Raw genomic sequence first — 24,202 nt, forward strand, 5'->3', positions numbered from 1 at the left:
CCCGCGTTGACTTGCCGTCGACGAGTCGCGCCACGAACTGCCGGAGCAGGTCGATTTGATTCATCAGATAATCGCGGCGTTGGGCGGGCATGCGGAGAGGTTAGGGAGCAAGAGCGGAGACACGAATTTCACGAACTTGCACGAATTGGGAGTTAAACTGTCTCAAGTTCATCGGGAAATTCGTGGAAATTTAAGTAATCCGTGTCACGCCGACTTTGCGTTGTTTTGCTTAGTGAGTGCGGCGGGCCATGTCTTCCACGAGAGCAATGAGGAAGCTGGGGTTGCCGGGTAAAGTTCGCAGCGAGGCAATCGCGGCGGCGGATTGTTCGGAGGCGAAACGCCGCGAGTTTTCCAAGCCGTGAAGTTTCACGTAAGTCGTCTTGTCCGCTCGGGCGTCTTTGCCGGCGGTTTTTCCCAACGTCACGGTGTCGGCAGTGGCATCGAGAATATCGTCGATGATTTGAAACGCCAAACCGAGTTGCCGGCCCGCGCTGCGCAGGGCGGCGAGTTGCGTGGGATTCGCGTTGCCGCACAAACCGCCGGCGATAAGCGACACGGTGAGCATCGCGGCGGTTTTATTGAGATGGATAAACTCCAGATCGTCCGCGGTGGCGCTGGCGTTTTTTTCCGCGAGCAAATCTTCCATCTGGCCACCGATGAGTTTTTCGCTGCCGGCGGCGTCGGCGATTTCGCGGGTGAGGGTGGCGCAGAGCTTGGCGTTTCCCGCGTAATGTCCGCCGATCAATTGAAAGGCATACGTGAGCAATGCGTCGCCCGCGAGCAGGGCGGTGGCTTCGTCGAATTGGCGGTGAGCAGTCGGCCGGCCACGGCGAAGGTCATCGTTGTCCATGCACGGCAGGTCGTCGTGGATGAGCGAGTAAGTGTGGATGCACTCGATGGCGACGGCGGCGGGCAGCGCGATTTCTGGAGCCGCCCCGAAGGCTTCGGCGGTCGCGAGCGTGAGGACGGGCCGCAGACGTTTGCCACCGGCTTGGAGGCTGTAGCGCATGGCCTCGTGGAGGCGCGTGGGGCGTGTATGCGCGGCGGGTAGCAATTCGTTGAGGCCGCGCTCGACGCGCTGGCGGTAATCTTCGAATTGGGCAGCAAAATCCATCGCGAGCAAAGCTTGGCAGCAGGCGGGGGTTGGCAAATGGATTCTGTTCCCCTCGAAGGTAGAACAGACTCGCCAAGTTGCGTCGCCAGAATCATATTTCGGGTCGAATTCGGACGCGTTTTCGAACCTTTCCCACTCATGCCCACCAAAAAGATCGAAAGAGCATTGTATGGCCCGAGCACGACCGAGGTCGCGGTGGGCGCGTTGTTGGGACTGCTGCTCGGCGTGGTGCTGGCGGCGGCGTATTTGGTGTTTAAACCGGTGCAGACCGTGAAAGAAATGCCGAAGGAAACAACGCTCGGCACGGTGTATTATCTCACCGGTTCGGAAAGCAGCGCGAAGAACCGCACGTGGCAGGCCAAGCAGACGAAACTGATCGCGGGCACGAGCGTGGAAGTGGTCGAAGACGAATTAAACGCGTGGGCGGGTTCGCTGGGCGCGCAACCTGTCGTCGAGGGTAAAGAGGCGCCGAGCGACGGGTTGATCATTCCCGGTCGGCCCAATTTTCGCGTGATTGGCGAACAGCTGCAAATCGGCGTGCCGGTGACGCTGGATTATTTTGGCACTACTTTTGATACCGTCGTGATTGCCACGGGTCGTTTTGAGAAATCAGGCGGTAATGTCGTTTTCAAAGCGGATAAAGTTTATCTCGGTTCATGCCCGCTGCACCTCATTCCGGGAGCAGGCGGGCTGTTGGTTTCGAACTTAATTTCGAAGGCGAAAACCTCCGACGAATTGCGTTCAGCGTGGGCCAAAGTTGACGGCGTCACGATCGCGCAGGGCACGATTCAAATTGCCGTGCAGTAACGCGGCGTATTGCTCCGCCGCCCTGTGTCGAAAAACCTGAAGAACATCAGCGTGGTGGCGATTGCCACCGTGATGTCGCGCGTGCTCGGGTTGGTGCGCGAAATGGGGATCGCCGCGATCTTCGGCACGAGTGCGCTGAGTTCGGCCTTTGTCTCGGCGAACACGTTGCCAAATTTGTTTAGGCGTTTGCTCGGCGAGGGCGCGTTGACGGCGGCATTTGTGCCGACGATGACGCAGGAGCTGGAACACCGGCATCGGGACACGGCCTTTGCGTTGCTGAGCAAAGTCGTGAGTTGGTTGCTGGTCGTGACGGTTGCGGTGGTCGTCGTTGCGATGGTCGTGATGGCTAATGCGGAGTCGTTACTCGATGCATTCGGCGGGCTCGGCATGGAGCCGGACACGATTCGACGTTTGTTGATGGGCGCTGATCTGGCCGTGATTTTATTTCCTTACATGACGTTCGTGTGCCTCGCGGCGGCGTTTAGCGCAGCGTGTCAGGTGCTCGGGCGTTTCACGGAGCCGGCGCTTTCGCCTATCTGGTTAAATTTTGCCGTGCTCGCGTCGCTCGGGCTCGGCAGTTGGTGGGCGTGGGGCGATGAAGCGCGCATGCATTTGCTGTGCGCCGGCGTGCTGTTCGGTGGGTTTTTGCAGATGGCCGTGCCGGCGGGAGTGTTGTTGGGCGAAGGCTGGCGTCCGAAATTCGATCTGCGGATGGACGAGCGCGTGCGGGAGATTCGCCGTTTGATGGCGCCCACGGTGCTCGGTTCGGCGGTTTACTTAATTAACATTTCCATCTCGCGCTTCATCGGCCTGTCGCTGAACGACAGCGCGACGCAGGTGCTGAATCTCGCGACGCGGGTGATGGAATTACCGATTGGCGTGTTTGCGGCGGCGATCGCGACCGTGGTGTTTCCACTGATTGCGAAACACGCCGCGAAAAATGAATGGAAGGCGATGGGCGTGGATTATCACAAAGGGCTGCGCTTGGTGCTGGTCGCGAATGTGCCGGCAGCGGTTGGCCTGGCATTGTTGAGCGAACCGATCACGCGGCTGCTGTTTCAACGGGGCGCGTTCACCTCGAGCGACACAGCACTCATGACGCCGATCCTCGCGGTCTATGGACTTGGGCTGCCGTTCCTGTCTTTCACGACGCTCGCGCTGCGTGGTTTCTATGCGTTGAAGGACACCACAACTCCAGTGCGCGCGGCAATCCTGAGTTTCGTGGTGAATCTCGTGCTGAGCATCGTGCTCATGCAGTGGCTCTCGACGGTCGGTCTGGCGCTGGCCAGTAATCTCGCGGTGTTGGCACAGGCGTGGTATTTGCAAACGAGGCTTGCGCGAAAACTGCCTGAGCTCGGGTTTGCGCCGCTCTGGCCGAATTTGGTGAAGATCGTATTCGCGAGCTTGGTGATGGGCGCATGCGTCTTTGCAGGCGCGTGGGCGTGGCAGTTCTCGCCACTGGCTGGGAAGGCGCAGGATTTTGCGGTGCTGGTGACGCTTATTCCGCTGGCGTGCGCGATTTATGCGGGGGTGTTATGGGTGTTGAGAATCGAAGGGCGCGAAGATTTCGAACCACTCATTGCAAAAGTGCGCGCGAAGATTCCATTGTGGAGATGAGCACGCCGGTTCCCATCGAAGTCCTGCACAACGTCGCGGCCAATCGTTTTGAAGCGACCGTGGACGGCCATCTTTCGGTGTGCGACTATGCGATCGACGAGTCGCTCATGATTTTCACGCACACGTTGGTGCCGTCGGAATTACGCGGGCGAGGGATCGCTGAGCAGTTGGTGCGCGCGGGACTCGCTGAGGCACGCGCCAAGAAATTTAAAGTCGTGCCAGCGTGCTCTTACGTGGCGAAGTTCATCGAGCGGCATGCCGAGTATCAGGACTTACTGGCGAACTGAGCTGAAAAGGTGCTCGCTGCTCTCCGCACCGGCGATGTTCCATGTGCATGTTCCCACTCGCGCTAGTGCAGAGGCGTCGGTGCGGAGACCGACGCCCACCTTCCAAACCAAGGCACGAAAAAACCCGCAGCTTGCGGCTACGGGTTTGAAATTGATCAGCGAAGAATCGCTTAAGCTTTTTGGACGAGGCCGGCCTTGATGGCTTTGACCGAGACCCACATGCGCTTCGTGCCGCCATTGGGGAGCTTAACCTTGATCCATTGCAGGTTCGGGCGGAACTTGCGCTTGGTCAGGCTAGTGATGTGCGTGCCGATGCCGCCGCTCTTCTTGGACTGACCCTTACGATTGATGATGCTCCCGACTGTGGGACGCTTACCGGTGATTGCGCAAATTCGTGCCATGGTGTTTCGATTGGTTAAAGGGTCGGAAGTAAAGGTTTGGGCGAACCCTTAGCAAGGGAATTTTATAAAACGTCGCCTGTCGCTCGTTTATTTGCGTAAAGCGTGGAGGGCCTGAAACTTCTGCCCCATATTGGCCGGGTGGAGTAGCTGCATGAGCAGGCGTTTTCGGGGACTAAAGGTCGCAGTTTCGGCCTTAGTCATCGCGGCGAGCGTATCGGCCGCGTGGTGCATGAAGAACGCTTCCTGCGATTCAACCCGGGTTTCGCCGAAACCGGCGCGAACTAAACCGTCTTCCAGCCAATCCCAGCAAATGTGGCAGGTGATGTCCTGTTTTCCGGGGCGGTTAAGGAGATCGTTATCCTGTTTCTGGCGATAATAAGTGCGCCCCGTGCCGCGCGGGGTGTGCTGAGCGAGTTCCACCCAGAACTTGCCGTAGTCGAACGCAATAAAAAGTCCCTTCCACGGCTGGTCGACGATGCGTTCGAGAATCGGCACCGTGCGGATCGGCACGTCGATCGTATAGTATTCCTCTGCGCTCTTGGGCAGGCGATCGGCGTAGGCCACGAGTTCGGCGGTAAACTCCGGCAATTCCACCTCGCGCAAGTGCCGACCTTGGATCGCCACGCCGAGTTCGCGCCATTTGCCTTCGCGCCAGACGACGCGGTGAAACGGTTGCGCGTCGAACAACTCATTCGAAAACACCACGGACTTCGGCGGGATGTCGAACGCCTTGCCGAACGGAATGGTTTTGTAGGCCGCGAACGGGTGTTTGATATCGCGCAGCGTCCCGCCGTAGGTTTCCGCGCCGATTTCGACGAAAGTATAATCAGCAGGGTTGGCGTCCTTGCCCAAAAGCCGCACCGAGGCCGCGACGACGAGTTCGCCGAAAACCGGGTTGAATGACGTTGCCGTGAAAAAATCCGCCGCATTGCTGCGTCCCACGCGTTGAAAATCGCGCGTGTAGTAACCCGCCGTCGGATGATACATGGCCAGCTGCATGTAGTCCGCAAACGAGACGCCAGTCGTGGCGTTTGGCACTGCAGCAAAGATTTCGAAAAAGTCGGACGATGAACCCATTTGCCAAGCCAAGCATTTGTGACCACTGAAAGCCATGCTCAAACGGTTTTTGTTCATCATGGCGGCGGTGTTCGCTGGTTACGGCCTCGCGCAGGTCGCGGCCCGCTCCGGCGCACCGAGTTGGTGGCCCGACCGTGAGCGCGACCGTAATGTGAAGTATTTCCGCGAAGTCATGCAGCTCGTGAAAGAAAACTACATGGGCGATGCTCCCGCCGGCTATGACGACCTTACGCGCAATGCGCTCGACGGCATGGTGGCGAAACTCGACCCGCACTCCCAGTTCATGACGGCCGACCTGTTTCAGGAATCCGAAGAGGAATTGAGCAATGCGTTCGGCGGCGTCGGCATTCAAGTCGAGCAACGCGACAACCAGATCGTCATCATCACGCCCATCGCCGGCACTCCGGCCGAACGCGCCGGCCTCCGCCAAGGCGACCGGCTCGTCAAAATCGACGGTAAACCGGTCGAAAATCCCAGCGTCGACAAAACCGTCCGCCTCGTGCGCGGCGCGCCCGACACGGAGGTCACGCTGACGGTGTATCGCCCGAGCCAGGAAAAGAACCTGGATTTCACGATGAAGCGTGAACGCATCCGCCTCGAAAGCGTGCGCAATACCATGATTCGCCCGGACGGCATCGGTTACCTGCAAATCACGCAGTTCAGCGAACGCACCGGCGAGGAATTTCGCGCGGCACTGGCCGCGCTGGAGAAACAGAACCTGCGTTCGCTCATCATCGATCTGCGCAACAACCCGGGCGGTTTGCTGGATGCGGCCATTGAGGTGTGCGACGAATTTTTTGAGAAGGGCGAACTGATCGCCTACACGCAAGGCCGCACGCCGGACGCGCGCGAGGATTTCAACGCTGGCGGCGCGCACACCAAGCGGGATTACCCGATCGCGATTCTCGTGAACAGTGGCACGGCCAGCGCGGCTGAAATCGTTTCCGGCGCGATGAAAGACACGAAGCGCGCGGTGATCGTCGGCGAAAAAACTTTCGGCAAAGGCTCCGTGCAAAGCATCATCGAGTTAAATCATGGCGAAGGACTGCGCCTCACCACCGCGCGTTATTACACGCCGAGCGGGGTCACGATTCACGAGAGGGGCATTCAACCGCAGATCGAAATCGAAATCTCCGCTGACGACGAAGATAAGATTCGATTGCAGCAATCGCGCCCAGATTTAGCGGGATCGACAGAGTTCAATGATCGCTTCGGTTTCGAACGCATCGAAGACGTGCAACTCAACGCCGCGGAAGAAGTCCTGACTGGCGTGCTGGCAGTTCGCGAAACGAAACAATGATTTTTGCGCTCGAAAGTTCCTGTGATGAAACCGCCGTGGCGGTGTTCGATCCCGCGAAAGGCTTCGTGACCGAACTCGTGCACAGCCAAATCACGTTGCACGAAAGTTACGGTGGCGTCGTGCCCGATCTCGCGAGCCGCGAACATCTCGCGCATTTTGGGCCGCTGGTAAAGCGGGCGCTGACCGTCGTCGATGCGGGTGCTATTACGAAAATTGCTGTCACAAATGGGCCGGGGTTGGCCGCGTGCCTCGCGATGGGCGTCGCCACTGCGAAAAGCCTCGGACTCGCCTGGGGCGTGCCGGTGATCGGCGTGAATCACCTGCGCGCGCACGCGTTTTCGACGTTCATCCCACTGCACACCGAGAATCCGGCGGCATTTGAGGAGGAGTTCGCGAAACTGCTGCCGCACCTCGGTCTGTTGGTCTCGGGCGGAAATACGATTTTGTTTTCGCTGGATGAAGCGCGCCAGATTCGCCTGCTCGCGACGACCATGGACGACGCCGCCGGCGAGGCGCTCGACAAAGGCGCGAAGCTCCTCGGCCTCGGTTATCCCGGCGGCCCGCAAGTGGAGAAGATTGCGTTGAGCGGGAATGTTAACGCGTTCGAATTCCCCAAGGCGGTCGCGCAACGCTCGTCGCTTGAATTTAGTTTCTCAGGGTTAAAAACGAGCCTGCGTTACCAGTTGGAAAAAATGCAGCCTGAAGAAATCGAACGCCGTCGTGCGGATTTGTGTGCCAGCTATCAGAACGCCGTCTTCAACGCGCTCGTGCGCAAATCGAAGCTCGCGCTTGAGCGTGGCGCCTACCGCAGCTTCGGACTCTCGGGTGGCGTCGCGAATAATAAAACACTGCAAGCCCAGCTCGACTCCGTCGCGCGCGGGCAAAACATTTCTTTCTTACGCGCACTGCCGCGTCACACCGGCGACAACGCCGGCATGATTGCCTTCGCTGCATGGGCGGAACGTGAAACCGGTGGCGTCAACGAAACCAATTACGCGCTGGAAATCGCGCCGAGTTTGCCGCTGGCATTAGCTGTTTCTTAATTGGAGGCGGGGCCATTAGTCCCGCTAGCCATCATATCCGCTCGATCTTGTAGGTTGCGCGTTTACTCGCAACGTGGCGGGCAAGCCCGCCGCCTACAAAGACGAGAATGATAACTCGCGGGGCTGATGGGCCCGCCTCCACAAGGAATTAGTCCGTCCTACCACTTAAACTTCTCGCGGAGATACGGGGCGGTTGGGCTGCGTTTTACTTTCGTAAGGCCGGCGAGCGGGCCTTGATAGAGAATCTCGCCACCAGCGGGGCCGCCGCTGGGGCCGACTTCGACGATGTAGTCGGCTTCAGCGAGCAGATCCAAGTGATGCTCGATCACGACCACAGTGTGACCTTGATCAACGAGGCTTTGCAGCACGCGAATCAATTTTTCGCAGTCGCTCAGGTGCAGACCGATGGTGGGCTCTTCGAGGAGATAGAGGTTTTTAACGGTGATATCGCGCGAGCGCTCCGTGTAGGTGCGCAGGCCGTGCGTGAGTTCAGTGACGAGCTTGAGGCGTTGCGCTTCGCCGCCGGAGAGCGACGGGCTGCTTTGGCCGAGCGTGAGGTAGCCGAGGCCGCAATCGACCATGAGTTTGCAGACCTGTGAAAGCTGCGAGTGGAAATCGAAAAACACCGCAGCTTCGTCGAACGAGAGCTGCAGCACCTGGCCGATAGTTTTTCCTTTCCACGTGATGTCGTTCAGTTCGGCGCTGTAACGCGAACCGCCGCAGGCGTCGCACGGCAGATAGGAATCCGGCATGAATGCCATCTCGAGTTTGATGCGACCGGCGCCTGAACAAGTTTCGCAGCGGCCGCCGGCGGTGTTGAATGAAAACCGGCTGGCCGTGTAGCCGCGCATTTTCGATTCCGGTAACGTCGTGAAAAACTGGCGGATCAAGTCGAAGATCCCGAGATACGTCGCCGGCGTTGAACGCGGCGTTTTGCCAATGGGGGATTGATCGACTTCGACCACGGTTTTGAAGCCATTGGCGCCGGTCAATTCCAAGAAGGGCGGTTTCGGTTTTCCAGTTTCGATTTCATCGTCGTTCTCGAAGCCAGCGAGACGCACGAAATCTTTGCCGGAGAGTTTGGCCTTCTTTTCCTTGATCGCGCAAGCGACGGCCGGGTGGAGAATGTCGCGGCAGAGCGTCGATTTGCCGGCGCCGCTCGGGCCGCAGAACAACGTCAGGCGGGCGAGGGGAATTGCGAGCGACTGGTCGCGGATGTTGCGGAAGTTAACGTCCTTGAGTTCCAGCCATTCTGGTTTTTTGGCCGACGCTTTTTTCGCTGCAGGCAGAGCGCGGTATTGGCCGAGCAACGGATGCTTGATGCCTTTGTCGAGGTAAAGGCCGGTGAGCGATTTTTCGTTTTTGCGGAGGTGCGCAGGTGTGTCGTTGGCGAGAAGGTGGCCACCATTAATGCCGGCGCCGGGGCCGAGATCGATGATGCGGTCGGCGCGTTCCATGACGACATCGTCGTGTTCGACCACGAGCACAGTGTTTCCCTTGTCGCGCAACGAGAGCAGCGTTTCGATGAGGCGATCGTTGTCGCGCGCGTGCAAACCGATCGACGGTTCATCGAGCACGTAGAGCACGCCGGAGAGATTCGAACCAAGTTGGGCGGCGAGGCGGATGCGCTGGGCTTCACCGCCGGAAAGCGTGTCGGTCGGGCGATCCATTTGCAGATAGTCGAGACCGACTTGATCGAGGAAACGCAGGCGCTCTTCGATTTGCGGGACGATGTCTTGCGTGATCAGTTTACCGCGTCCGTCGAGTTGGAGGTTCCGGAGCGTCGCGAGCAAATCCTCGGGTGTTTGCCGGGTGAGCGCGGGCAGCGAGATCGGCTCGGCGCGTTTCACCGGCAATTTTACTGCGCGGGCAATGCGGTTGAGGCGTTCGCCGTGGCAACTCGGGCAGATTTTTCCATTCGAAGCGGGATCATCTGGATCAATGGTGCGCAACGCGTCGGCGACTTCGTCAGAGCGCTCTTCGTCTTCGTCAGGCTTCAACATCCAGTCAAAGATGCGTCCGTGACCGCGGCAGGTCGGACACCAGCCCTTCGGCGAGTTGAAGGAAAAATGCTTTGGATCGAGCTCGGGGAAAGATTCTCCGCTGGCGATATCGGTGCGCGTCGTGGAGAACCAAGAGAGCACTTCGCCGGTCGGCGTGATCAGGAAGCATGCGCCTTTGCCGAGTTTCAGAGCGAGAGTGAGGGCCGCACCGGTTTCTTTCGGAGCTTTGCCTTTCAAGTCGGCGACGACGACTTCGACATCATGCTCCTTGTAGCGATCGAGTTTTTGGAAGGTATCGACGCGCAGCAAGCGACCGTCGGCGCGCATGAGTTCGTAACCCTGTTTCTCGATCCACTTCGCAATTGGTTCGTGGTGACCCTTGCGACCGCGGATGAGCGGGGCACAGAGATAAAGGTGTTTCGCTTTCTTCGCTTTGGGCGAGGCGATGATTTTCTCGAGCAACAGACGGAGCTGGCTTGGCGTCAATGGCGTGACGGCGCGATCGGTTTCCGGGTGATGCTGGATGCCGAGGCGCGCGTAGAGCAGGCGGAGGTATTGCGCGACTTCGGTGATGGTCGCGACAGTGGATTTGCGCGAACCGCGCGTGACGCGTTGCTCGATGGCGACGGTCGGTGGAATGCCGCTCAAGCGATCGATGTCGGGGCGCGGGAGTTGTTCGACGAATTGCCGTGCGTAGGGCGACATCGATTCCATGAACCGGCGCTGGCCTTCCGCAAAAATGATGTCGAACGCCAGAGTCGACTTGCCCGAGCCAGATACGCCGGTGACGACGGACAACTGGCGGTGCGGAATCGAGAGCGAGATGTTCTTAAGATTATTTTCGCGCGCACCGAGCACCACGAGTTCGCTGGGCGCGGCCACGAGACTGGTTTGGTAAGGCGCGGGTTCTTCGGCGGCGGCAAGTTCGGCGTCGGAAAGAATTTCGCTGGCACCGAGTGCTTCAAGGAGGAAGGGAGCTGTCGCGCTGTGCGTGCGGGAGATGGTTTCGGGTGTGCCGCTGGCGATGATCTGGCCGCCGTTTGCGCCGGCTTCGGGCCCTACTTCGAGAATCCAGTCGGCGGATTTTAAGACGTCGAGATTGTGCTCAATCAGGACGATGCTGTGGCCGCGATCGACGATCCGCTGCAGCACTTCGAGCAGGCGTTTGACATCGTGGCGGTGGAGACCGGTGGTCGGTTCATCCAGCAGCAGCAAAGCTCCTGCTGGATGAACCGACGGGAGATGGGAGATGGAAGACGCGAGATTGGGGCTGCCTGTGGCCCCATCTTTTATCTCCGAACTGCCATCTTCGGCAGCGTAGCTGCTTAGGTAACGCACGAGCTTGAGGCGCTGCGATTCGCCGCCCGAGAGCGTGTTGAGCGGCTGACCGAGCGTGAGGTAGCCGAGGCCGACTTCGTCGAGTGAGGCGAGGCGGCGGTGGATTTCCGCGTGGCCTTTAAAAAGTGGCAGAGAATCGCTGACCGTGGTCGCGAGCAGGTCGGCGATGGATTTGCCGTTCCAGGAAATGGCGAGAACTTCGGGTTTGAAGCGTTTACCTTCGCAAATCGGGCAAGGGACAAAAACGTCGGAAAGGAACTGCATCTCGACACGTTCGCTGCCAAGGCCCTGACAATTGTCGCAACGGCCGTCGCCGCTGTTGAACGAGAAACTCGAGGAACTGAAACCGGCTTCCTGCGCCTCGGGCACGCGCGCGTAGAGTTCGCGGATGAGTTCCCACGCTTCGCAATACAGCGCGGGATTCGAGCGCGGCGTGCGGCTAAGCGGCGATTGATCGACAAGGACGACTTCCGAAAACGCGGCATCAACTTTGATCGATTCGATCGACGCGGGATCCTCGGTCATCAAGTTGCGCTGCGTGAGCAGGCCTTGGTGAATGACGTTGTTGAGCAACGTGGATTTGCCAGAACCCGAGACGCCGGACAGGCAGACGAAACGTTGTAACGGCAACTCGAAGCTGACGTTTTTAAGATTGTGCTTGGAGGCGTTGGTGAAACGGAGCCAGGCATTGTGCGCGAGCTTACCATCGGTGCCGACGGGCCGGCGCTTCTTCGGCAGCTCCACGCGTGCGCGTCCGGAGAGGTAGGTGCCAGTGATGCTGTTCGGCGAACGCAGCATCTGGTTCACCGTGCCTTTGAAAACGATTTCGCCGCCACGCGCGCCGGGCTCGGGGCCGACTTCGATCACGTAATCAGCGGCGCGAATCATCGCTTCGTCGTGTTCGACGACGACGACGGTGTTACCGGTATCGGTCAGCGTGCGGATGATGCCGATGAGGCGGTCGATGTCGCGCGGATGCAAACCGACCGACGGTTCATCGAGCACGAACAATGTATCGACGAGCGAGGTGCCGAGACACGACGTGAGGTTGACGCGTTGCACTTCACCGCCGGAAAGCGTGCGCGAGGTGCGGTCGAGCGTGAGGTAGCCGAGGCCGACTTGTTGCAGGTAACGCAGGCGCGTGACGATGGAGTCGTGCGCGAGATCGCGTTGATGCGTGGAAGCGGATTTATCGGCGGCGCCTTCGCTGCTCGCGATGAGTGCGAGCAGATCGCTGACCGGAAGTTGGTAGAGCGCGGGGAGAGTGTGGTTGTGCCATTTCCAACACAGCGCCTCGGGCTGCAAGCGGGCCCCGCCGCACTCTGGGCAGGGATTGTAGGTGCGGTAGCGCGAGAGGAAAACGCGCACGTGCATCTTGTAGGTTTTGCCTTCGAGGTATTTGAAAAAACCTTTGAGGCCATACCAATACTGCGGCCACTGGTTATCTTTGCCGTCGTAGCCCGGCGAGCCTTCGATCACGAACGTCTTTTGCGCCGCGGTAAGCTTGGCAAACGGGACGTTGGTGGGGATGCCGTTTTTCTTGGTGAACTTCAGGAGGTCGCGCTTCGACTCGCTGAATACTTCTCCCTCGAACGCCTTGATCGCGCCGTCGTCGATGGACAACGAGTGATCCGGAATCGCGAGGCGGTAATCGATATCGATCACGCGGCCGAAGCCGCGGCAACGCGGGCACGCACCGAGTGGCGAGTTAAAAGAGAAAAGACCCGGCGTAGCGGCGCGGAACGTGCGGCCGGTTTTCGGCGAATGCAGTCCGCGCGAATAGTGGCCGGCGTCGGCGAACTTGTCGGCGGTGAATAAAAAAATCTGGCCGTTGCCGAAATGCAGCGCGGTTTCCGTGGCTTCGAGAAAACGCGACTTGTTGTCGGCGGAGATCAGCAAGCGGTCTTGAACGACATGGATGAACGTCGAGCTTTGAACGTCGAACTTTGAACGTTCAACTTTAGAGCCGTCTAAAGCTACGAGGAGATCGTCGATTTTATGGAGTTCAGGGGATGACTTCGAACTATCAGCGTCCTGGTTCGACTTCGATGTTCGACGTTCAGCGTTCGGCGTCGAGTGTTCCAGCAGCACGCGCGTGTAACCCTGGCCCTTGATGCTCGTGAGGACCTCGGCCCATTTCAGGTTCTCGGGTTTCGCAACGCGGAAGCAAAGGAGCAACGTTTCCGCCGGATGCGTGACGTGCGTCTTGGTCCAAATGGTTTGCGGGTTGTCGTCTTCGACCTTTTCGCCGGTGGCGGGGTCGAAGCATTCGGCGACGTGGCTGAACCAGACTTTGAAAAAGTCCGTGAGTTCCGTCATCGTGCCGATGGTGGAGCGCGACGTTTTGACCGTGTTCGTCTGCTCGATGGCGATGGACGGGCGGATGTTTTCGACAGAGTCGACCTTCGGTTTGTCGAGGAGATCGAGGAACTGGCGCGTGTAGGCCGAAAAGGTCTCGACGTAGCGGCGTTGTCCTTCGGCGTGGAGCGTATCGAAAACGAGCGACGATTTGCCGGCGCCGCTGAGGCCGGTGACGACGATAAATTTGCCTAACGGGATATCGAGATCGAAGCCCTTCAGGTTGTTCTGGCGGACGCCTTTGAGGCGGATGACTTCAGGGTTGGAGGGAGCGGCGGAGATCGTCACGGCAGGCACGAATGAAGAGGTTTGAGGGGATTGCAAACTGCGCTCCGACGCAATCGATGACTGCTGACATAACGGTGTCAGGAGGGAGCAGTGGCGCGGCTGAACTTTGGTGGTTGCCGATGCCACGATCGGCGCCGGCGTCGGGGCGGGGACCGACGCCCACCGAGTTACTGCTTCGTCAGGTCGTGAAATACGTTGAGCTGCGCTTGCATTTGCCGACCGGGCACGAAATTTGCCTGCGCGTGTTCACGGCCAACTTGCGAAAAACGACGGCGCTCGGCGGGCTGGCGGATGAGTTTATCGAGCGCGGTGATAAAGCCGGTTTGATCCTTATTTGCGATCAGGTAGCCGGAGCGGTCGGGCACGAAACATTCGCCGACGCCGACGACGTCGTAGGCAACGACGGGCACGCCGTGAAGTTGTGCTTCGATCAGGAAATTCGGGAGCGATTCGCTTTGCGAGGCCAGCACCGCGACGTCGGACGCGAGGTAGAGGGGCGTCGGGTCGGATTGATAGCCGAGAAATTTCACGCGCGACCCGAGACCGAGATCGTGCGCGAGGCGTTCGCACTTTTTGCGCGCGACCCCATCGCCGCCGAGCCAGAGTTGCCAGTCGAGATAGCCGGGAAGCTTGGCGCAGATTTCAATCAATTCACGCTGGTTTTTTTCCGGGCGGAACATGGCCACGTTGAGAATCACGACGGTAGTCGGATTTGCGCCATGGTAGCGACGCAGCGCATTGTTGCGCGCGGCAGTTTCGTCGGTGAAGCGCAGGACGGAATTGTGGATGACCGTGATTTTGTGCGATTCGATGTCGTGGTCGTCGGTCAACACCCGTTTGGCGACGTGGCTGTTAGCGATGATGTGGCGGCACAAACGCAACGAGCGCACGAAAAGGTAGGGCAGGAGTTTACCGGTGCGCATCGTGCAGACGACAGCGGCACGTGGCAGGCGTTTTTGAATGAAGCCGGCGTAACAATTCGCCATGCGGCCCATGCAGAGGACGACATCAGGCGAGGCTTCCTCGGCGGCCTTCAACAGGCCGGGCGCGAACCAGTCGAGGCCGGTGTCGAATGATTGCAACGAGCGGAACGCGAAAGGTTGTTGCTCGCCTTCGAACTCGATCACGCCGCGCGGGCGAAAGGTGAGAAGCGTGACTTCGTGGCCAGCTTTGGCGAAAGACGTAGCCATGAACACCGATTGACGCTCGGTGCCGCCACTACGCAGGTAATCTTGGACGATAAGAATTTTCATTGCTCCGCAAGGTGTCGCGGTAAAAAGTTAAACATCATTCAATGAACAAAGGTTTCGTCAATCTGCTGGTGCGCTGGGCGATTTTGGCGCTGGGCGTGGTGTTGAGCACAAAAATCGTCAACGGCATCAGCTACGATACCGGCACTACGCTATTTGTCGTCGTGCTTCTGCTGAGCTTGTTCAACGCCGTGCTGAAACCACTGCTGATGCTGTTCTCGCTGCCGTTTATCGTGCTCACGCTGGGGCTCGGCATCTGGCTGATCAATGCGCTCCTGTTTTATTTCGTCGGGCGAATTGTCGATGGGTTTTACGTGGCGAGTTTTGGCTCAGCGCTGCTCGGCGCGTTAATCGTCAGCGTGACGAATTTGGTTTTGAATCGCCTGCTCAATCCGCCGCGCCCGCCCGCGCCGCCGCCATCGGCTCCCCGTCCCACCGGCAAGCGTGACGACGTGATCGATATTTGATCGGGCAGTTGCGCGGCGAATCTGGCGGCAGGACTTTCCGTTTGACGGATGTGGTCTGGAGGACGACTTTGAGGGCCAAAATCTCTTAAACTATGTCCGATACAATTTACGATTTAGTGGTCATCGGTGGCGGTCCTGCCGGCTATGTGGGTGCAATTCGCGCCGGACAGCTCGGCAAGAAAGTTGCCGTCATTGAAATGGAGCGCGCCGGCGGCACCTGCTTGAACTGGGGCTGCATCCCGACCAAGGCGTTGCTCAAGAGCGCGGAATTATATCGCACATTCCAGAAAGCGGAGAGCTACGGTCTCAGCGTAAAAGAAGTGGGCTTCGATTTCGAAAAAGTCGTCCAACGTTCACGCGGAGTCGCGGGCCAGATGGCGAAAGGCGTGGAATTTCTCCTGAAGAAAAACAAAGTCGATTACTTCACCGGCAAAGCGGAAGTCACCGTGCCCGGCATGGTCTCGATCACGGAAGGCGAAAAGAAAGGGACGTTCTTCCGCACAAAAAATATTCTCCTCGCGACCGGCCAGAAGCCGCGCGCATTGCCGGGTCTCCCGGTCGATGGCACTCGCGTGATGACTTCGCGCGAAGCCCTCGCCGCCAAAGCGCCGCCAAAAACGATGGCCATCATCGGCGCCGGCGCAATCGGCGTGGAGTTTGCATATTTCTTCAATGCGTTCGGCACGAAAGTGACGCTCGTTGAAATGTTGCCGCAAGTGTTGCCGGTTGAAGACGAAGAAGTCGCGAAGCTCCTGCAGCGTAATTTCGAGAAGCAAGGCATCGCGGTGCATGTGGGCACCAAGAGCGAAAACATCCGCGTCGGCGAAAAGAGCGTGAAGCTCGACCTCGTCAAAGATGGCGCGAAGACCGAACTCGAAGTCGAGACGGTGCTCGTCGCGATTGGCATCACGTCGGCGCTCGATGGACTTTTCTCCTCCAAGGTGAAGGTCGAACTCGACCGCGGCTTCGTGAAGGTGGACGCAAATTACCAGACGTCCGTCCCCGGCGTTTACGCCGCGGGCGACATCCAGGGACCGCCGTGGCTCGCGCACGTCGCGTCGTTCCGCGCGGTGCAGGCGGTCGAAGGCATGTTCGGCCACAGCAAGCCGAAGCAAGTGGGCATCTTCCCGGGCTGCACGTATTGCCAACCGCAAGTAGCCAGCACCGGCGTCACCGAAAAAGCCGCGAAGGAAAAGAAACTCGATTACAAAGTCGGCAAATTCCCGTTCACAGCCGTGGGCAAGGCGGTCGCGGCTGGTGACTCCGAAGGCTTCGTCAAAGTCATCGCCGACGCGAAGACGGGCGAAATTCTCGGCGTGCACATCATCGGCAACGAAGCCACCGAACTCATCGCTGAGTATGGTCTCGCGATGAATCTTGAGGCGACGGTCGACGAGATCCACGATTCGATCCACGCGCACCCGACGCTCTCCGAAGCCCTCGGCGAAGCGGCCCTCGCGGTGCACGGCAAGGCGATCCACATCTGACGCGCGCGGCACGCGAGAGAAGCAGTCAGCTTTCAGTTCAAGCTACGAGGCCGGCCCATGTGCCGGCCTTTTTTTTGGCGTTCCGTTGGAGGCGAGGCCATCAGTTCCGCGAGCTATGGCGTTGCTCTGCTTGTAGGTTGCGCGCTTGCGCGCAACGAACGTGGCCCGCCAGCGGGCCACCTACAAATTTGCGTATCAACACGCGGGGCTGATGGCCCGGCCTCCAATTTCTAAATGCCCGTAGCTTGCTGTAGCTATTTCGTCGAAAGCGTGGAGGCGTCGGTGATTGTCAGAGTATTCAGATCTAGCACGCGTTTTAATTTTCCGTGGGAGATTTCTAAGCGACGGGAGTTTAGATCGGAGTTGAGGTAAGGGCCTTGGAAGAGCTTCCACTTTGCGTGGTCGATGACCTTGCCGTCGATGCTTGGTGTCTCGCCGTAAGTAAACGCGAGTTTGCGGCCGCGCAGACTTGTGAAGGTGACTGTGGGGACGGGCTCGAGTTTGTAGGTCAAAGGCAGCGCGTTGATCGCGGCTTTGAATGCAGCCATCGACACGAACTCGCTCGCGCTGGCGGCTTGGACGATCGTCCCGTTTTTCAAGTGCGCGCTTTGGAGTAGCCGATCGCCTTGATCGACTCGATCGGAAGCCCACATAGTTTTATAAAATAGATACGGCATCCATGTGTAGCTCGCGAGCGGGCGATACGCGAGGTAGGTGTTGCCACCGCGGGCGAAGATCCATCCCGAGGAATCTTCGCTGACATCGGTGAGGTCTTTGGAAAAGAATCCGTTGATGTGCGGGAAACGTTCGCCCGCGGGAATATTGTAGAGGGCGATGATGGTGTCGCGGTCTTGCAAAACGGCTTCGTAAGGCGAGCAGCCGAGGATTTTGTCGGGTTCGTCGTAAGAAGGTTTTCCCTCGAACGCGACCTGCTTGATCATGGGCTCGGGATACCAATTGAAGGTGGTCTGCATCGCCTTCGACGACGAGTGCGGGTGCAACGAGAACATCGTCGGGTGCACGCCGCGCGGATCGTCGACGCGCCACGTAACGTCCCACACGTGCGCCTGGATCGGATCGCTAAGTCCGCCCTGATAAGAGCCGACGGCGTAGTCGCGGCGCACGTAATTTGTTTTGTAGATCGGGGCCATGAGCACGTCGCTGAAGCGCCAACGGCGGCGGGTGCGCTTCATGTCTTCCTGGAGAAAGTCTTCTTTGCGATCGACGGCGATGCGGTAAATGACGTCGGGCAATTCATAGTTTTCCGCGGCCACGGCGAAATAAATTCCCCAGCCGCCGTAGCTTTGCGTCGGCGGGGTATTGCCGAAGAGCAACCAGCTGAAGGTCGACGCGAGTGCGTTCCAGCGTTCGATTACGGAGATGTCGTCGGTGCGGGCATTCGTGCCGCGCAGCACGCCGTTGAGCGTGTTCTGCGCGAGGTCGGCGAAAATCCAATCGAGCATGATGTGCGCGCGCGAGCGCATCTTGGGATCTTTGGCCCAGCTTTTGAGGAAGAGCAGCGGGATCGCGTATTCGCCGATGTAGTGCGTCGCGTTGAATTCGCCCTGGCCGAGCGTGGTGGTGAGCTCCATCCAGTGCAGAAGAAACCCTTCCGCCTCGGCGAGATTCTCGGCGGAAGTTTTCCCGGTGGCCCAGCTTTCCGCGGGTTCGTTGGGATAGAGATCTGCCATGAGGTAGATGCTCGCGTAATACATCACCCAGTGATTTTCCGTGTCGCCGCGTTGTTGGCGCGTCGTGCGCCACACGTCACGCAACGCCGCGCGGGCTTCGGAAGAAAGTTTGTCGCGTCCGGTGAACGTCACACTCACCGCAGGGAACATCCAGAACGGGCCCGTGCCGGGATCTTTCATCAACTCGATCACGCGCTGCGAGCAGGCGGCGAGGTCTTCGCCACGGGAAAGCTTTACCGCGATCGCGGCCATGTCCATCGGCGCGGCGCCGGCGCGATTCGCTTCGGCGATGCGCCACGATTTCATTTCATCCACGCGCTGCAAATACGCGGCGCGCTGCGCGGCGGGATCGTTAATGACGGCGGTGGCCGGCACCGCGCCGCTGAAGGAAGGTTGAGCCGACGCCGAGCCGAAAACAAAGATCGCCCCGAGCGTGAGAAAGGTGACGCGTAGTTTCATGGGATTCATTAGCGGGCGAGTTTGGGCACGATCAGGAAGCTGTGCACGGCGGAGCCAGCGAGGCCGGTGGGTTTCCACGTGCGACCGAAATCGTCGGAGGAAAAAATATCTTCGTTGCGCACGCTGGCGTAGAGGCGGTTGGACGCGGGCTCGACGCCCACGCGCCAGACGCGCGGTGAAGCCGGCAGGCCCGTGTTGCGCTGGGTCCACGTGCGCCCGCCGTCCTCGGTGGTTAATACGCCGTGCGCCCAACTGCCGATGGCGAGGCGGGCGGGGTTCGCGTAATCTTGCGTGATGCTGTAAAGTGCGTGCTCGGTCGAAACGGATTTAAACTGCGTCCACGTGACGGCGTTGTCGCGCGACTCCCAGGCACCGTTGCTTTGCGTGACGGCGAACCAATGTTTCGGATCGTGCGGGGATTGTTGGATGTCGATGACGGTGGTGTCGGTCGGCAACACGCGTTTCCATTGCGTGTTTTCCGTTAAATAAATTCCCGATTCGCAGCCGGCGAGCACGCGGCCCTGGCGCGTGCGATCCAGGCGGATCACCTGCGTGAATTTACCGCGCTCGGGGAGGCCGTTTTCGAAACGGCGCCAGGTCTGCGCGCGATCGCTCGAGTGCGCGATACCGTCGACGAGTGCGAGGTAGAGGTTGTCGGGTGCGAAAGTGTCCAGCGCGATGCTGAGTCCTTCGGTCATGTCCCAACTCGTGGTCATGCGCCAGGTCTTGCCACCGTCGAGCGTGCGCCAGCAGCCGTTGAACGCCGCCGTGTAAACGACGTTGTGATCGCGCGGATCGATGGCGGCAGCAGTGATGGTGGTGTCGTTATAGCCGACGTGCTCCCACGTATTCTGATCCGTGAGGCGGAACATGCCGTTGACCGTCGTGATCTTCGAGCCGATGACGTAATTTTTATTCACGCCGGCGCAGATGTAGAAGTCGCCCGCGGGTGCTTTGGCCGGTGCGGCTGTGAGCATTAACGACGACATTAACGGCAGGGCGCAAACCAATCGAGTGAGAGCGGGGAATTTCATGGGCGTCGGGAGGCTTGAGTTATTTGGAAGTGGGCTTGGCGCGCGTGCGCAGATCCCAGAGCGTGAGGCCGGCGAAATTTTTCGGGCGTGAACCGTCCGGCGCGAGGATGCTGGCAACATACCCGATGATCATGCACGAAGCGATGGCCACGAAGCTGTGGAGGAAGACGCTGGTTTGCGTGTAGTTTTGCACCCACCACGTGATCGCGATGCTCGCGAAGGTGCCGATGATCACGCCACGGGCGTTAGCGCGTCTTGTGAGGAATCCCAGCGCGAACACGCCGGGGAAGCCGCCGCCGATGAGCGCGATCAAGCGGAGAAATTCATCCCAAAGTGAGCTGACATTTCGCCACGCGAGAAACGCCGCCATGCCGGTCGCGATGACACCCGAAAGTAACGTGGTCGCGCGCGCGAGGCGCACTTGCGATTTCTCCGGCGATTTGGGGCGGAACGTGAGTTGGAAGTCAGTGACCACCATCGCAGCGATTGAATTGAGTGTGCTGCTCATCGCGCCCATCGCGGCAGCGAAAAGACCGGCGACGATCAACCCGACGATGCCCGAGGGGAGTTCGTTCGCGATGAAGTAGGGGAAAATTGCGTCGTTGGGCAGCGCGGCTTCGAGGCGTTCGGGATGCGCCCGGTAGAAAACGAAGAGCGCGGTGCCGATGAAAAAGAAAACGAGCGAGCTCATCATGCCGAGGACGTTGCCCAGCACCACGGTGCGCCGCGCCTCGGTGGCGTCGGTGCTCGCGAGCATGCGTTGCATGAGCGGTTGATCGGCGAGTTGCGTGAAAATGTGTCCGAAAAACATGCCGATGAACACCCACACGGTCGGTTGCGTGAGCGTCGGTTCCCAGGAGATCATCTTGAATTTCCCGAGATCGGTGCCGGTCGCGATGATGCCGGCCAGACCACCGTCGACGCCACTCGCGAGAAAGAAGAGTGCAATCACTACGCCGCCGTAGGTGACGACGACTTGCATGACGTCTGTCCAGATCACGGCGTCAAATCCGCCTTCCATTGCGTAGATCGTCGTCACGACGCCCATCAACAGAATGCTCAGGTAAACGTTTAATCCCGTGACGGTCGAAAGTGCGAGCGCGGGCAGCAGCATCACGACGCTCATGCGTCCGAATAATTTCAACAACACTGCGAGCCCTGAGCCCAGCAGCCGGACTTTCATGTCGAACCGCTGGTCGAGGTAACCGTAAATCGTGGTGAGATTGAGCCGGCGCAAGAGACCGACGAAGACGAAGCCCACCATCAAGCCTGCCAAGCCTTGCGCAGGCGCCGAGCCGAAGGCCATCCAGTCGGATTGATACGTTTTCGCGGGCAGAGCCATGAAGCTGATGCTGCTCGTGCTCGTCGCGAAAAAACTCACCGCTGCGGCCCACCACAGGACTTTGCGGCCACCGAGAAAATAGCCGGAGCTGCTGCCAGATTGTTTGCGGGCGCACCACCAGCCGATGCCGAGATTGAGCGCAAAATAGACGGCGAGCAGCGTGTAATCGAGCGCGCTCAAGCCTTGGCGAGTGACGGTGGCGAAAAAAAGCGGAGGAGTGAGCATGAGCTTAGCGAGGAGAATTCGTTTCTGAGTCTGGCCAGCAACCTTCGAAGACTTGGTAGTCTTCGACGTCCTTCATGGCCGAGGTGACTGCCCAGGGTGCGCACGACGCGTCGAGCAGGCTGCCCCGTTCGATGGCGGTGGAAATGGCGGTGTCGACTCCTTTGATCCGCGTAAAAGTTTCGCCCGCTTCGGAGATGGTTTCGAGAAACTCTGCCGGGACATCGACAATCGGGAAGGTGCCATGCAACAAATTGATCGCCCGGGTATGGGCGCGGGCGAGGGCGGTCGAGCACACGAACGTGTCCGGTTGGGTGCATTTTTTAACCACGGCTTCCCCGACGAACATGCGTGCGCCGAGGAATTCAAAAAGCCGGTGTTGGGTCGCACCTGCCGCAGTCGTCACGGTGTAGTGTCGGTCGTAGATCCAATGAATTTTTCCGTGGGAACCTTGAATGGTGATTTCTGGCGGGCCGTTACGTGCGCCGCTATGCGTGCCGTGGAAAATAACTTCGATGCCGCTCCTGGCGACGAGGCGAAAACTGAATGTGTCGAAGCTCTCGATGGCCTGGGCACGATAGAGACCGGCCTGTGCGGCGACGATCTCCGCGGATTCGTTCGGCGCCGAACCTGCCCAAAACAATCCGAGATTTAAATAATGCGCCAAGGCGTTGTTCGCGGGTGAATCCAGAATCCAGGCGCCGTCCACGTGCAGGCGGCCTGCCCAATTGTTGCGACGGTAGTAACTGTGCCCGCGCGGCCATTGGCCGACTACGGTGATGCGTTGCACGGTGCCGATCTTTTTATCCAGGAGCGCCCGTTTGATGACATGGGTTTCCTCGACGTAAAGATCTTGAAAGCCCACGGCAACCCAACGCCCGGTGCGCGCTTCTTCCGCGTGAATGGCGTTCGCTTGTTGAAGCGTCGCGGCAAGTGGTTTCTCGACCAACACATTGGCGCCTGCGCCTAACGCCGCGATCGTCATCGGGGCGTGGTGATGGATGCCGGTGGGAATTAGGCACAGGTCGAGTTTTCCGTGGAGCGTCGCAATCATCTCCTCGAACGTCGCGAAGATCGGCACACCGAGTTCACGCAGGCGGTGGCAGACGAACGCTTCGCTTTCGGGATTGATGACAGTGGCACCGACCAGTTTCAGACGACCGACCAGCATCTGGTCGATCGCCATCATCAAATGCCAGCGGCCATAGCCGGAAATACCAACGATTGCGGTGCGAATCATGCAAATTCTGGGGTTAAAACGGCTCACGCTCCCGAGGGGTGAAGCGCGGGCGGGGGAAGCGCAGCAAACTGTCCCGTCCGGCAACCCTTACTTGGCCTGCACCGTCAGAGCGGAGCGAGCCGCGGATATTGCAACCGTTGCAGAAATCGTGTTTTGCGTCAGTCGCCTGGTTCCTGACCGCCGTGCGGTTAGTTTCCGGCAGTCGCAGTTGCTAACGCCATCGGAGCGGTGCGCACTGTCGGGCCGTCGACCCAAGTGCCGTTGAACATCACGGTGCGGGGATCCGCCGGCCAGCCGCGCTCGCTGCGCTGAATCTGGGCGGCGAGCGTTTCGACCGCCACCACGCCGTGCAGTTCGGGACGCAGGTCGAGGCCAGCGCACGGATGTGTTCGCTCGTTCCAATTCAAATTAAAGAAGCCGAGGTCATCCGGGATTTTAGCACCGGAGGCTTTGAGCCATTCGACCGCGCGATCCACGTGGCCTAAAATCAAATCCGGTTTGTGCGCCCGCCGCCATTTCATGAACTCGGTTTGAACGAGTTCTTTTACGTGAAGCACCGGAATGTCGCCAATGAGACCCTGATTTTCCTGGAAGGAGCGAAACGCGGCCGACCACTTGTTGAGTAGACGATCGTCCTTGTGGTTTTCGATGAATAATCCCGCGCGGCGATAACCGAGTTCACGCAGACGCGTCATCGCACCGATGAGCGTAAAATGGTGATCGAGCGACACCGTGTGATGGCGCAGCACCGGCGAATCATAATCGATCTGGACGACGGCAAAATCGGTCGCGGGGAAGGCGGCGACTTTACCATTGGAATTTGAATGGAGAAACACGACGCCCATGACGCCGCGAGCGCGCAGCACGCGGGCGAGGGTGGCCGGTGCGCCGGCGCTCGCGCCGAGCGTGAAACTCCCGATTTGAAATCCGAGTTCCACGGCCCGCGCTTTGGCGCCGTCGATCATGCGTTGTTGCATCGGGCGGGGCTCGGGTTGCTCCGGAGCGGGGACGTGCACGATGGCGAGATTCCCGACGAAGTGCTGCGTGCGGGCGTGCCGCACCTGAGCCATCACGCCGCTGATGAGTTGATTGCGTTGATACCCGTGTTCGTGAGCGAACTGGAGCACTTTGTTGCGGACCTTGTCGCTGACGTTCGGGTGGCCGGAAAGGGCGCGCGAGACGGTGGCGGGAGAGATTCCGCAAAGTTCGGCGAGGGCGCGAAGGGTAACTGTTTCCATTTTTGCAACGCTTCCAATTCTACGAAGGCGACATCAAGTGAATTACTTTCAGAGTCGAGAGGTAAGTTACCTTTCCTGCTTTGCGCGTCTCAGGATGCGTGAGGCCTACCCAAACCTAGCCCCCGTGTTGGAAACTCAG

The 24,202-nt window shown here is 59.2% G+C and carries 17 protein-coding genes; 7 read left to right on the forward strand and 10 right to left on the reverse strand.

Translation table 11 applies throughout. From position 1 onward, the window contains the following. Positions 1–229: 229 nt before the first annotated feature. A complete protein-coding gene (locus ACRRQW_RS14295) occupies positions 230–1,114 on the reverse strand; it encodes a polyprenyl synthetase family protein (RefSeq protein WP_438482208.1) in 885 nt (294 codons plus the stop codon). 138 nt (positions 1,115–1,252) lie between these two features. Between ACRRQW_RS14295 and ACRRQW_RS14300 the strand changes: the two genes are divergently transcribed. From ACRRQW_RS14300 to ACRRQW_RS14310, 3 genes are read left to right on the forward strand one after another with little or no spacing between them, the layout of a single operon-like run. After that, positions 1,253–1,921 carry a hypothetical protein gene (locus tag ACRRQW_RS14300; RefSeq protein ID WP_438482210.1) on the forward strand — a complete coding sequence of 223 codons (669 nt, stop codon included), beginning with the start codon at positions 1,253–1,255 and terminating at the stop codon, positions 1,919–1,921. 24 nt (positions 1,922–1,945) lie between these two features. Next, positions 1,946–3,538 carry a murein biosynthesis integral membrane protein MurJ gene (gene murJ, locus ACRRQW_RS14305; protein ID WP_438482211.1) on the forward strand — a complete coding sequence of 531 codons (1,593 nt, stop codon included), beginning with the start codon at positions 1,946–1,948 and terminating at the stop codon, positions 3,536–3,538. Continuing rightward, positions 3,535–3,825, forward strand: a complete 291-nt coding sequence (locus ACRRQW_RS14310) for a GNAT family N-acetyltransferase (RefSeq protein WP_438482213.1) — start codon at positions 3,535–3,537, stop codon at positions 3,823–3,825. Before murJ ends, ACRRQW_RS14310 begins: the two co-directional genes overlap by 4 nt. Before the next feature lie 170 nt (positions 3,826–3,995). Here ACRRQW_RS14310 and rpmB read toward each other — a convergent pair whose 3' ends face one another. After that, positions 3,996–4,226, reverse strand: coding sequence for a 50S ribosomal protein L28 (gene rpmB / locus ACRRQW_RS14315; RefSeq protein WP_438482215.1), 231 nt, complete (start codon positions 4,224–4,226; stop codon positions 3,996–3,998). An 87-nt stretch (positions 4,227–4,313) separates the two neighbouring features. Beyond that, a complete protein-coding gene (locus ACRRQW_RS14320; protein WP_438482216.1) occupies positions 4,314–5,303 on the reverse strand; it encodes an SAM-dependent methyltransferase in 990 nt (329 codons plus the stop codon). 34 nt (positions 5,304–5,337) lie between these two features. On the opposite strand from ACRRQW_RS14320, the gene ACRRQW_RS14325 reads away from it, so the two are divergent. Then, positions 5,338–6,603 (forward strand): S41 family peptidase, encoded by a 1,266-nt coding sequence (locus ACRRQW_RS14325; protein WP_438482217.1) that lies wholly within the window; start codon positions 5,338–5,340, stop codon positions 6,601–6,603. Further along, a complete protein-coding gene (gene tsaD, locus ACRRQW_RS14330) occupies positions 6,600–7,646 on the forward strand; it encodes a tRNA (adenosine(37)-N6)-threonylcarbamoyltransferase complex transferase subunit TsaD (protein WP_438482218.1) in 1,047 nt (348 codons plus the stop codon). Before ACRRQW_RS14325 ends, tsaD begins: the two co-directional genes overlap by 4 nt. A 158-nt stretch (positions 7,647–7,804) precedes the next feature. Here the strand turns inward: tsaD and ACRRQW_RS14335 are convergent, their stop codons facing one another. After that, on the reverse strand, positions 7,805–13,642 hold the full coding sequence (locus tag ACRRQW_RS14335) for an excinuclease ABC subunit UvrA (protein ID WP_438482219.1): 5,838 nt from the start codon (positions 13,640–13,642) through the stop codon (positions 7,805–7,807). 158 nt (positions 13,643–13,800) lie between these two features. Continuing rightward, positions 13,801–14,886, reverse strand: a complete 1,086-nt coding sequence (locus tag ACRRQW_RS14340) for a glycosyltransferase (protein WP_438482220.1) — start codon at positions 14,884–14,886, stop codon at positions 13,801–13,803. Between the two features lie 41 nt (positions 14,887–14,927). Between ACRRQW_RS14340 and ACRRQW_RS14345 the strand changes: the two genes are divergently transcribed. Together ACRRQW_RS14345 and lpdA are read left to right on the forward strand one after the other, a co-directional pair. Beyond that, positions 14,928–15,350 carry a phage holin family protein gene (locus ACRRQW_RS14345; RefSeq protein WP_438482221.1) on the forward strand — a complete coding sequence of 141 codons (423 nt, stop codon included), beginning with the start codon at positions 14,928–14,930 and terminating at the stop codon, positions 15,348–15,350. A 92-nt stretch (positions 15,351–15,442) separates the two neighbouring features. After that, entirely contained in the window at positions 15,443–16,837 is a 1,395-nt protein-coding gene (lpdA, locus tag ACRRQW_RS14350) for a dihydrolipoyl dehydrogenase (protein ID WP_438482223.1), read from the forward strand. A gap of 254 nt (positions 16,838–17,091) precedes the next feature. Here the strand turns inward: lpdA and ACRRQW_RS14355 are convergent, their stop codons facing one another. From ACRRQW_RS14355 to ACRRQW_RS14375, 5 genes are all read right to left on the reverse strand, one after another. After that, positions 17,092–18,987 (reverse strand): hypothetical protein, encoded by a 1,896-nt coding sequence (locus ACRRQW_RS14355; protein WP_438482225.1) that lies wholly within the window; start codon positions 18,985–18,987, stop codon positions 17,092–17,094. Positions 18,988–18,995: 8 nt separating this feature from the next. After that, complete coding sequence (locus tag ACRRQW_RS14360) at positions 18,996–20,021, reverse strand: WD40/YVTN/BNR-like repeat-containing protein (RefSeq protein WP_438482227.1); 1,026 nt, start codon at positions 20,019–20,021, stop codon at positions 18,996–18,998. 19 nt (positions 20,022–20,040) lie between these two features. Further along, on the reverse strand, positions 20,041–21,588 hold the full coding sequence (locus ACRRQW_RS14365; RefSeq protein WP_438482229.1) for a sodium:solute symporter: 1,548 nt from the start codon (positions 21,586–21,588) through the stop codon (positions 20,041–20,043). Between the two features lie 4 nt (positions 21,589–21,592). Continuing rightward, the gene (locus ACRRQW_RS14370) at positions 21,593–22,825 is read right to left on the reverse strand and encodes a Gfo/Idh/MocA family protein (protein WP_438482230.1); all 1,233 of its coding nucleotides are present in this window, start codon (positions 22,823–22,825) and stop codon (positions 21,593–21,595) included. Between the two features lie 188 nt (positions 22,826–23,013). Further along, a complete protein-coding gene (locus tag ACRRQW_RS14375) occupies positions 23,014–24,063 on the reverse strand; it encodes a LacI family DNA-binding transcriptional regulator (RefSeq protein WP_438482232.1) in 1,050 nt (349 codons plus the stop codon). Between the last annotated feature and the right edge of the window lie 139 nt (positions 24,064–24,202).

It is taken from the genome of Oleiharenicola lentus (assembly GCF_051660365.1).
In the GTDB taxonomy this organism is placed as follows: domain Bacteria; phylum Verrucomicrobiota; class Verrucomicrobiia; order Opitutales; family Opitutaceae; genus Lacunisphaera; species Lacunisphaera lenta_A.